This window comes from Pelistega indica (assembly GCF_000506865.1).
In the GTDB taxonomy this organism is placed as follows: Bacteria; Pseudomonadota; Gammaproteobacteria; order Burkholderiales; family Burkholderiaceae_B; genus Taylorella; species Taylorella indica.
The window spans coordinates 13,935-25,250 of sequence record NZ_AYSV01000098.1 but is presented as its reverse complement, the minus strand read 5'-3'; the positions used below and the strand labels follow the sequence as shown (position 1 = coordinate 25,250).

Annotated in this window: 9 protein-coding genes and 1 pseudogene; 2 read left to right on the top strand and 8 right to left on the bottom strand. The window is 39.2% G+C overall.

What is annotated here, in order from left to right; genetic code table 11:
• Nucleotides 1-12: 12 nt before the first annotated feature.
• Nucleotides 13-903, top strand: coding sequence for a protease HtpX (gene htpX / locus V757_RS24000; protein ID WP_023951970.1), 891 nt, complete (start codon nucleotides 13-15; stop codon nucleotides 901-903).
• A 377-nt stretch (nucleotides 904-1,280) separates the two neighbouring features.
• Here the strand turns inward: htpX and polA are convergent, their stop codons facing one another.
• Nucleotides 1,281-4,004 (bottom strand): DNA polymerase I, encoded by a 2,724-nt coding sequence (polA, locus tag V757_RS23995; RefSeq protein ID WP_023951968.1) that lies wholly within the window; start codon nucleotides 4,002-4,004, stop codon nucleotides 1,281-1,283.
• On the opposite strand from polA, the pseudogene V757_RS23990 reads away from it, so the two are divergent.
• Nucleotides 4,003-4,672 (top strand): annotated as a pseudogene (locus V757_RS23990) (LOG family protein). The gene polA and the pseudogene V757_RS23990 overlap by 2 nt on opposite strands.
• A gap of 3 nt (nucleotides 4,673-4,675) precedes the next feature.
• Here V757_RS23990 and V757_RS23985 read toward each other — a convergent pair.
• The 7 genes from V757_RS23985 to thrS form a co-directional block, all read right to left on the bottom strand.
• Nucleotides 4,676-5,008, bottom strand: coding sequence for a hypothetical protein (locus V757_RS23985; protein WP_023951966.1), 333 nt, complete (start codon nucleotides 5,006-5,008; stop codon nucleotides 4,676-4,678).
• 17 nt (nucleotides 5,009-5,025) lie between these two features.
• Nucleotides 5,026-6,783 (bottom strand): phosphoenolpyruvate--protein phosphotransferase, encoded by a 1,758-nt coding sequence (gene ptsP / locus V757_RS23980; protein ID WP_023951964.1) that lies wholly within the window; start codon nucleotides 6,781-6,783, stop codon nucleotides 5,026-5,028.
• A 23-nt stretch (nucleotides 6,784-6,806) separates the two neighbouring features.
• Nucleotides 6,807-7,076: an HPr family phosphocarrier protein gene (locus V757_RS23975; protein WP_023951962.1), complete on the bottom strand. Its 270-nt coding sequence runs from the start codon at nucleotides 7,074-7,076 to the stop codon at nucleotides 6,807-6,809.
• A gap of 24 nt (nucleotides 7,077-7,100) precedes the next feature.
• A complete protein-coding gene (locus V757_RS23970; RefSeq protein ID WP_023951960.1) occupies nucleotides 7,101-7,514 on the bottom strand; it encodes a PTS sugar transporter subunit IIA in 414 nt (137 codons plus the stop codon).
• A 1-nt stretch (nucleotide 7,515) separates the two neighbouring features.
• Nucleotides 7,516-8,472, bottom strand: a complete 957-nt coding sequence (gene gshB / locus V757_RS23965) for a glutathione synthase (RefSeq protein ID WP_023951958.1) — start codon at nucleotides 8,470-8,472, stop codon at nucleotides 7,516-7,518.
• 115 nt (nucleotides 8,473-8,587) lie between these two features.
• Nucleotides 8,588-9,106 (bottom strand): translation initiation factor IF-3, encoded by a 519-nt coding sequence (infC, locus tag V757_RS23960; RefSeq protein ID WP_081710688.1) that lies wholly within the window; start codon nucleotides 9,104-9,106, stop codon nucleotides 8,588-8,590.
• Between the two features lie 30 nt (nucleotides 9,107-9,136).
• Entirely contained in the window at nucleotides 9,137-11,068 is a 1,932-nt protein-coding gene (thrS, locus tag V757_RS23955; RefSeq protein ID WP_023951954.1) for a threonine--tRNA ligase, read from the bottom strand.
• Between the last annotated feature and the right edge of the window lie 248 nt (nucleotides 11,069-11,316).

Genomic DNA, 11,316 nt, shown 5'->3' with positions numbered 1-11,316 from the left:
AAGGATAGCTAAATGAAGCGTATTTTCTTATTCTTAATGACCAACATGGCCGTTTTACTGGTGTTAAACATTACACTAACTGTTACGGGGGCTAATCGTTATCTAACAGAAAACGGTATCAACTACAGTCAATTATTGGTCTTTGCTGCAATTGTTGGGTTTACTGGATCCATTATTTCTCTATTTATGAGTAAACAAATGGCGAAAATGAGCATGGGTGTACAAATTATTGATCCTAATGCCCCTGCTTCTCAAACAGAGGCATGGCTTGTGGATACTGTGCATCAACTTGCGGATAGAGCGGGTATTGGGCGTCCTGAAGTCGGTATTTATGAAGGAGCACCAAATGCCTTTGCAACAGGTGCTTTTAAAAATGAATCCTTAGTGGCTGTCTCAACAGGACTTCTACAAAATATGAATGAAGAGGAAGTAACCGCTGTACTTGGTCATGAAATTGCTCACGTTGCTAACGGTGATATGGTCACTCTGACCTTAATTCAAGGAGTAGTAAATACCTTTGTCGTATTCTTTGCTCGTATCGTTGCTGTCTTTGTTGATCGTGCTATCATGAAAAATGATAATCGTGATGGCGTGGGCGTTGGCTACTACCTCACTTCAATGGTCTGTGAAATTGTCTTTGGTATTCTTGCCTCTATTATTGTGGCATGGTTCTCTCGTCAGCGTGAATATCGTGCTGATGCTGGCTCTGCTCAATTATTAGGTTCAACCAAACCAATGGAAAATGCGTTAGCAAGACTTGGAGGATTAGAGCCTGGCGAACTTGCTAAAGGAATGCAAGCTTTCGGTATTACAGAAAAAGTTAATAATATGATGGCACTATTTGCCTCCCATCCTCCGATGGAGAGTCGTATCCGTGCATTACAAAATCTCAATATGCGTTAATGAATAATTGGTGTTAACAAAAAAATCACTACCTTAATTAATCCCTCCAAGTATATAAGAGACAGATTAAAGAGGTAGTGATTTTTTATGCGCTTCCTCCGTCTTCGCATCACCGAAAACTCTACTCACTCTCTCTATTTAATTTTGGTGATGCGTCGCCTTCACCCTCTATATAGTTGATGTCATTCCTCCATTAACTATATATTTTTGGTGATGCGTCACCTCCGTCTTCGCATCACCGAAAACTCTCCCCATTCCTCTTTTTATATTTTTGGTGATGCGTCACCTCCGTCTTCGCATCACCGAAAACTCTCCCCATTCCTCTTTTTATATTTTTGGTGATGCGTCACCTACGTCTTCGCATCACCGAAAACGCTTTAATGTGCCTGTTCCCAGTTTTCTCCTTCACCGACTTCAGCGAGAAGTGGGACTGCTAATTGGGCTACGCTAGCCATAAGTATTGGTAGTTTTTGGCGGACTTGGTTTGCTTCTTCGTTTTTCACTTCGAGGACTAATTCGTCATGGACTTGCATAATTAGGCGGCTTTGTAGTTGTTCTGTATCTAGCCATTGCTGTACAGCAACCATTGCTTTTTTGATCAGGTCGGCGGCTGTTCCTTGCATCGGTGCATTGATAGCTGCCCGTTCGGCTGCTGCTTTTCTTGGGCCTTTGGCTCCTTGTATTTCTGGTAACCACAAGCGTCTACCAAATACTGTTTCTACATAGCCTTGTCTATTCGCTTTTTCTCGAGTTTGTTCCATATACTCCGCAACACCAGGATAACGTTGGAAATATAAGTGGATATAATTTTGTGCTGCCTCTCTAGTAATACCTAAATTACTCGCTAATCCAAACGCTCCCATCCCATATATCAAACCAAAGTTAATGGCTTTAGCTGCGCGACGTTGTTCAGCAGTGACATTATCAACGCTTATGCCAAAAACTTCCGCAGCTGTTGCCCTATGAATATCCTGTCCTTGAGCAAAGGCTGTTTGTAAATTCTTATCCCCGGAAATATGTGCCATCACTCTTAACTCAATTTGAGAATAATCGGCTGACATAAGATGATATCCGTCCTCAGCAATAAACGCTCTACGAACACGGCGTCCTTCTGCTGTACGAATCGGGATATTTTGTAAATTAGGATCTGATGATGATAAGCGTCCTGTCACTACAGCGGCTTGTGCATAATCCGTATGTACACGCCCTGTTTTAGGATTAATCATTTTAGGTAATTTATCTGTATAAGTGGACTTAAGTTTAGCCAAACTCCTATAGTCCAATAATAAGGCAGGTAAGGGATAATCCTGTGCCAATTTTGTTAAGGTTTCTTCATCTGTTGATGGTGCCCCTTTTGATGTTTTACTCAGCACGGGAAGTTTTAAGCGTTCAAATAAAATTTCACCTAATTGTTTTGGAGAATTTAAATTAAAAGCCTCACCCGCCATTTCATAGGCTTTTTCTTCTAACTTATGCAAAACATCACCTAATTCATTTGACTGTTGTAAAAGCTCTTGCTCATTTAATTTAACACCATTGTGCTCCATACGGAATAAAACAGGCCAAACTTGCATTTCTAACGCATAGGTATCAATAAAACCTCTTTCTTGCTGTAATTTTTTCTCTAATACACTAGCCAGTTGAAAGGTAAAATCAGCATCTTCGCAAGCATATTGAGTCGCCTTATCTAAAGGTACTAGATCAAAGGTTATTGCATGAGCACCTTTACCACAAATTTCCTCAAAGCTTAATCCTTTTCGACCTAAATATCGCTCAGATAAAGCCTCTAGACTAACTTTAGAATTAGACACCAATACATAGGCCATCAACATCGTATCATGCTTAACACCCTGTAAGCTGATCCCCTCATTTGCTAATACATGGGCATCATATTTGGCATTTTGCATCACTTTAATCAGCTTGGGAGACTCTAACCAAGGTTTTAGTAAGGCTAGCGTTTTTTGCTTATCCAGTTGTTCTTCCAGTAAACCAGCACTATTATGTGCCAAAGGAATATACCAGGCTTGACCTACGGCTACCGAGAGGGATAAACCAACAAGCTGCGCTTTCATACCATCTAGGCTATTGGTTTCTGTATCAAGTGCTACGACTTCTGCTTGGGTAATCGTCTCCAAGCATTTTTGTAAGGCCTGCTCTGTCGTAATCATTTCATAGTGAATAGTAGCTGGTGCTGGTGGCAAATCATCAACCTTGCGTGAATCCTGCTCTGGAATCGCTTTATCATCACCACTAACCTCTCTTAAAAATGTTTTAAAGCCAAATTGATTGTAAAGCTCAACCAACTTATCCTTGTCTTGAGGTTTTGGCAATAAATCATCTAACTGATGATAAAAACCTGTCAAATCACAATCTTGTTTGATCGTAATTAATTCTCGAGTCAATCCAAATTGTGGAATAGCGGCACGAAAATTTTCTCCTACCTTACCCTTGAGTTCATCTGCATGCTCAATAAGCTTTTCTAGTGTTGAATATTCTTGTAACCACTTAGCCGCTGTTTTATCTCCCACTTTATCCACGCCCGGGACGTTGTCCACTTTATCACCAATCAACATCAAGTAATCAATAATCTGTTCAGGATAAACCCCAAACTTAGTTTTAACGCCTTCCCGATCAAGACGTTCATTACTCATCGTATTAATAAGACTGATATGATCATTAACCAATTGGGCTAAATCCTTATCACCTGTAGAAATAATTGTGTTGACATCATTTTGTCGTGCAATTTCTGCTAAAGTAGCAATAATATCATCCGCTTCAACACCTGGTTGTGCAATAATAGTCCAACCTAACGCTGTAATCGTTTGATAAATAGGTTCGATTTGTGCACGTAAATCATCTGGCATTGGTGGGCGATGACCTTTATAATCAGGGTATAAATCATCACGAAACGTTTTTCCAGGGGCATCAAAAATGCAAGCCATATAATCTGGACTAAAATCTTGATGAATTTTACGCATCATATTAATCATACCGAATATAGCACCCGTGGGTTCCCCAGCCTTATTGCGGAGATTAGGCATGGCATGGAATGCACGGTATAAATAACTAGAACCATCTACAAGTAATAAGGTTTTTTTCATGGCAAATTTAAGAGCAACAACAATCCAAGGTCAAATTAAAGAAATATCAGAAGAATTAGCAAACGCAGCAGCACATTTAACCGAAGTGACAAAAGCAGTAAGTATTTTTGGCAGTGCACGTATAAAACCCGACTCTGAGTACTATTCTAAAACAATTCAGATAAGTAAGAAACTTGTTGAGGCTGGTTTCAGTATTATTTCTGGTGGTGGTCCCGGTATTATGGAAGCAGCAAATAGAGGCTGCTATGAAGCCGGTGGCACAAGTGTAGGTTTAAATATCAAATTACCTTTCGAGACATCAAACAATCCTTATCAATCACATAGCATTGATTTCAAATATTTTATGCCTCGTAAGACGACTTTCTTTATGAACAGTTGGGCATATATTATTTTGCCTGGTGGCTTTGGAACATTAGATGAACTCTTTGAGGCTCTCACCTTAATTCAAACAGGCAAAGCAAATAAAGCACCGATTGTTTTTGTGGGTAAAGCGTTCTGGCAAGATTTAATTCTTTTTTTTTGAAAAAAATCTTCTAGGCCATGGCTATATTTCACCTAAAGATTTAAATCTTTATTCGCTCACGGACTGCCCAGATGAGGTAGTTAGAATCGTCACCGAAGGCTATCTAAAGAATCAAGAAGCAGAGCATTGTTTAGGACTCTGTTGATGATTACTTACCTTCTGCCTGCTGATTTACTGCTTGTTTAGCACTCGGGATAACATCTGCTTTTTTGGCATCCACCTTTGGTGTACCTTCTGGTTTTACATCTTTAGGTACATCAGGACGACACAAGACAATAGCCTTGTTGCCTTTAACTTGGCTATCAATGGTTTTCCCTTTTTTAGCACATTCTGCCTGCATTCGTTGCAAGGCTCCATCACATGTACCTTCTTTAACTGAGCATTGTTCCATAAAATGGATATCAGTGTTCTCATATAAAATCGTTGTACAAGCACTGATACCACTTACCGCAAAAGAAAGGAGTAATAATTGAATCTTCATAAGCTATTCTATAGTTGTTAGCTCGCATTAACCTCATCTAAATCAATGGCAATAGCATGATTAAGTGTTTTGGCTACTTTTGTTCGTAATACATTAGTATGGGCATGGCGCACAATTTGTTTAATGTCCGGAATATGCTGAGGATGCATAGAAAAAGACTTTAACCCTAGACCCAACAATAACCGAGTATATAATACATCTCCCGCCATCTCACCACACACCGCAACATGTTTCCCTGCTTTATCACCTGCCTGAATCGTCATATGAATAAGTCTGAGTACCGCTGGATGAACAGAGTCATACAAATTCACCACTTCATCATCAACACGATCAACCGCCAAAGTATATTGAATTAAATCATTAGTACCTATAGAAACAAAGTCTAACTCTTTAAGGAAAGGTTCTATAGCAATAGCAATAGCAGGAATCTCAACCATCGCCCCTAGTTCAATATTATCATTGATGCTATACCCTTCTGCCATTAGTTCATTTTGTGCTTGCTCCAGATATTGCTTGACAGCAAATACTTCGTGCATATGTGAAATCATTGGAATCAAAATGCGCAATCGCCCATGCACAGACGCCCTTAATAACGCTCTTAATTGGGTTAAGAACATTTCCGGATGTGCTAAGCAATATCTTACCGCTCGCAAGCCCAATGCAGGGTTAACAGCTACAGTTGCTTCATCATTTAAATTTTTATCTGAACCAATATCCAAGGTACGAATCGTCACAGGCTTGTTACCCATTGTTTTGAGCACAGAAGAATAGGCTTCATATTGTTCATCCTCGCTTGGCAACTGCTCTCGATTCATGAATAAAAATTCACTACGATATAAACCTATACCCGTTGCTCCCATTTCTAAGGCTAGTTTAGCTTCTTCGGGAAGCTCAATATTCGCCTCTAATTCAATGTGTACGCCATCAACCGTAACAGCTGGAGCATCCTTTTGAAGCAATAAAAACTCTCTTTCTGTCTCGTATTGCTTTTGTAAGCGACAATATTGACTCAAAATAAGTGGTGATGGATTTACAATCACTAAACCAGCTTCACCGTCTACAATCATCAAGTCTCTATCCTTGACCAACGATCGTACATTTTTCATCCCTACTACAGCAGGAACATGCATACTTCTCGCGACAATAGCCGTATGCGATGTCGGCCCACCAGCATCAGTGACAAAAGCGCCAAAATGCTTATCTCGTAAATTAAGCATATCGGCAGGAGAAATATCATGAGCCACCACAATAAAGGGTAAATCAGTCACTTGTTCTGTTTGAATACTTTTTAAATCAAAACTCTTGACGCCCGATAAAAAAGACAATACACGCTCAATGACTTGATTAACATCACTCGCCCGTTCTCTTAAATACTCATCTTCCATTTGGGAAAATTGTTTAGATAAGACCTGCCCTTGTGTTGTAATGGCCCATTCGGCATTATAGCGATGGTGACGAATAAGATTTTTGGTCTCACTAGCTAATAAAGGATCTGCAACCAATAAACTATGTACTGTCAATAAGGGTGCTAACTCTATTGGTGCATCTGCTGGTAAATTATTCTTGATATACTCTAGATCATTAAACACTGCTCGTAGTGCATTATCTAAGCGTACGCACTCACTTTCAATATCTTCGGGAGCAATTAAGTGATGACTCACCTCTAATAAGGCAGCACCCATTATCACAGCCTGTCCAATAGCAATACCTTTGGCAACTCCCTTACCGTGTAACGCCATGACAGCAGTGACATTATCAGTCTCTTTTTGCTCCATACCCTTTATTCTCTCTTTTTTGTTTAGTCTGGCTCACCAAAACGACTATCAAATAACGCTTTTAAAGCAACTAATGCCGCATCAGCATCTTCACCCTCAGCATCCATAGTGACTGTCATACCTTTACCTGCTGCCAAAAGCATAACACCCATTATGCTTTTGGCATTTACGCGTTGTGATCCTTTAGAGATAAAGATTTCACTTTTAAACGTAGAGGCTAATTGTGTTAATTTAGAGGCTGCTCGAGCATGCAACCCTAATCTATTACTAATTTCAATATCCACTGAAGGCATGTTTACTCCAACACCAAATCTTTATTATTGACAGGAGCAATCTATTGATTGCAATCCCTTTTGTCCTCCTTCAAGAATTTTTGTTTTTAATTCTTGAAGCGGTAAATCATTATAACGAATTGCATTAAGCAACATACAAACATTTGTACCACCAAAAAACTCACTAGATACTTGTTGATGATTTAAGGCTTGGGCAATTTTAAATCCTGTATTGGCAGGCGTTGCACCAATCAAATCACTAAATATAATCACTTGTTGATAAGTTGATAATTGTTCTTGAATATCCGCATTGAGCTTTTGTTGTAATTGCTCTGGATCTTCATCTGCTGCTACATCATAAACAAGAATATCTTTAGCTTGTGCAAACACATGAAGAGCCACTTCTTTTAACGCCGATGCTAAAGGTACATGAGCAATTACCACAATTAATGTTTTCATATTATTTACTCAACACCTGTTCAAGTTGTTCAACGAAGAAAGCGGCAACATCAAAATCTGTTTGTTGCGTAATCTCAACAAAACAAGTTGGACTAGTGACGTTTACTTCGGTTAAATAATCACCAATAACATCAAGTCCTACTAAAAACAGTCCACGCTCACGTAATATTGGCGCTAAACTATTGGCGATTTCCCAATCTCTTTCACTCAATGGTTGTGCTACACCACGTCCACCTGCGGCTAAATTACCACGAGTTTCACCTGCCAAAGGAATACGTGCTAAGCAATAAGGTACCGCTTGTCCATTAATAACTAAAATACGCTTATCCCCTTTAACAATTTCAGGAATATAACGCTGAGCCATAATCGTTTCTGTGCCATTTTTGGTTAATAATTCCAAAATAGAACTTAAATTTGGCTCTTGTGCACCTAAACGGAAAATACCCATTCCTCCCATACCATCTAATGGCTTAACAACAACGTCACCATGTTGCTGATGAAAAGCCTTGATTCGTGCCATATCTTTAGACACTAATGTTGGAGAGGTGAATTGACTAAATTCAGTAATAGACAATTTTTCAGGGTGTGTAAGCATCGCAATGCCAGTATTAAACACCTTGGCACCAAATTTTTCTGCATAAGCCAATAAATGACAGCTATAAGCATACTCCATGTTAAAGGGAGGATCTTTACGCATGATGACTGCATCAAAATCAGCTAGATTCGTTTCTTGGACACTGCCAACTTCTTGCCACCAAGAGTGCTCTTCTAAATTAGCACCGTCAATAACTTGAATCGCTTGAGTTTTAGCAAAAACTTGTCCATTAATATATAAATCTTTTTGTTCAGTAATGAAAAGTTCGTGCCCTTTTGCACTCAACGCATACATCATTGCCACCGTACTATCTTTGTAGGCTTTCAATGTGTCAATTGAGTCGATTATAAATAATACTTGCATGAATTTCTTAACTCCACGCTATTGTTTGAACAAACAACAATAGGGTAGCAGATTTGCTACCCGATGTTCTAAGCCTAATATTATAAGCTACTCTTAGCCTATTACCTAGTAATCTTTATTTTTTCTTAGGCGCAACGACCATGACCATTTGACGGCCTTCTAGTTTAGGCATTGCTTCAACACTCACCATATCGCCCAAATCTTCTTTAACACGCTCCAATACCTTCATACCAAGTTCTTGGTGTGCTAACTCACGACCTCGGAAACGCAGAGTAACTTTGGCTTTATCACCATCCTCAATAAAACGCTTCAGGCTACGCAATTTAACCTGATAATCGCCTTCGTCAGTACCAGGACGGAATTTAATCTCCTTAACCTGAACCACTTTTTGTTTAGATTTGGCTTCCTGTAAGCGCTTTTGCTCTTGATAACGGAACTTGCCATAGTCCATCAAACGACATACCGGTGGTGTTGCATTTGGAGCAATTTCAACTAAGTCAGTATCTGCTTCATCTGCTTTAGCTAATGCTTCTTTAATAGAAACAACGCCCAATTGCTCACCATCAATACCAATTAAACGTACTTCTGGACTACGAATTTCACCATTAATTTGGTGTGTCTTTTCGGTTGCGATGTTATAACTCCTAAAAAATTAATAAATACATTACGCTTTTACATCAATGCGTTGTGCAACATCATTGCTTAAGCGTTTAATAAAATCTTCAACAGATAAAACCCCTAAATCTAGGTTTCCACGTGCACGTACAGCTACCGCATTAGCGTCGCGCTCTTTTTCACCTACAACTAAAATATAAGGGATCTTCTGTAAACTATTTTCACGAATCTTACGAGTAATTTTTTCATTACGTAAATCCGCTATCACTCTAAAGCCTTTGGCTTTTAGTTGATCAGAAATACTTTGCGCATAGTCATTAAATTGTTCCGAAATTGGACAAATAGCCACTTGCTCTGGTGATAACCATGGTGGCATAGCACCCGCATAGTTCTCAATTAACATACCAATAAAACGTTCCAATGAACCTAAAATAGCACGGTGAAGCATAACTGGATTCTTACGCTGATCATTAGCATCAACATATTCTGCACCTAACCGTACAGGCATAGAAAAGTCTACTTGCATCGTACCACATTGCCAATGACGACCAATCGCATCCTTAAGCGTATACTCAATCTTAGGACCGTAGAAGGCACCCTCTCCCGGAGAAATTTCGTACTCACAACCAGATTGGCGTAAGCTTTCCATTAAAGCCTCTTCAGCTTTATCCCAAATTTCATCAGCACCAATGCGTTTTTCTGGACGAGTAGCAACTTTATACAAAATATCCGTAAAGCCAAAATCCTTGTATACTTTTTGTAATAAAGCCGTATAGTCTGCACACTCTTTCAACAACTGATCTTCTGTACAGAAAATATGACCATCGTCCTGAGTAAAACCACGCACACGCATCATTCCGTGCAATGAACCTGATGGCTCATTACGGTGACATTGACCAAACTCACCATAACGGATAGGTAATTCACGATAAGAATGTAGACCTGCATTATAAATCTGCACATGTCCAGGACAGTTCATCGGTTTTAAACCATATTCACGATTTTCTGACTCTGTCGTAAACATATTTTCTTTATAGTTATCCCAGTGACCTGTTTTTTTCCACAAGCTTAAATCTAAAATCTGAGGAGCTTTAACTTCTTGATACCCATTATCAATATAAACTTGGCGCATATATTGTTCTACTTGTTGCCAAATTCTCCATCCTTTAGGATGCCAGAAAATTAATCCTGGTGCTTCATCTTGGAAATGGAACAAATCTAATTCTTTACCTAATTTACGGTGATCACGGCGCTCAGCCTCTTCTAACATCGTTAAATAAGCTTGTTGTTCTTCTTTGCTTGCCCAAGCCGTACCATAAATACGTTGTAGCATTTCATTTTTTGAGTCGCCTCTCCAATAAGCGCCAGCAACCTTCATTAATTTGAAAACTTTTAATTTTCCTGTTGATGGCACGTGGGGTCCACGACACAAATCAATAAAATCACCTTCTCGGTATAAACTAATTGTCTCATTACTTGGAATAGAGGCAATAATCTCCGCCTTGTAGTTTTCACCTTGTGATTTAAAAAATGCAACAGCATCATCACGCAACCATTCCTCACGTGTCACTATCTCATCTTTCTTAGCTAATTCAGCCATTTTTTTCTCAATTTTTTCGAGATCTTCTGGCGTAAATGGGCGCTTATATGAAAAATCATAGTAAAAGCCATTCTCGATTACAGGACCGATAGTCACTTGTGCATCAGGAAATAAACTTTTAACTGCATAGGCTAATAAATGCGCTGTTGAGTGACGAATCAAATCTAATCCCTCTGGATCTTTGGCCGTGATAATAGAAAGGTCAGTATCTTCCTTAATAACATAACTCGTATCAACTAACGTGCTTTTACCTGCTGTGCTAATTTTGCCTGCTAGTGCGGCTTTCCCTAAACTAGGTGCAATTGCTTGCGCAACTTCGCCTACTGTAATTGCTTGTTCAAACTCTCGTTTTGAACCATCAGGTAAAGTAATCTGAATCATCTATTAAACCTTAAAAATAAAAAACGCGACACCTTGAATGGTAGCCGCGTTATCAATAACACCAATGCAGAGCAAAGCACGAGCGGCCAGAATTTAATTATTCTAGAGTTAGTTCGTGAAAAATGTGCTCATAAATCGGTTATATATGAAGATAAGAATATAATGATTCTAGCAGTTTTCTTAATGATATTCACGCCTTAGCGGGTTTTGCTCCCGAAAAACTACTAAATTTTGTAAAGACTTGTGGT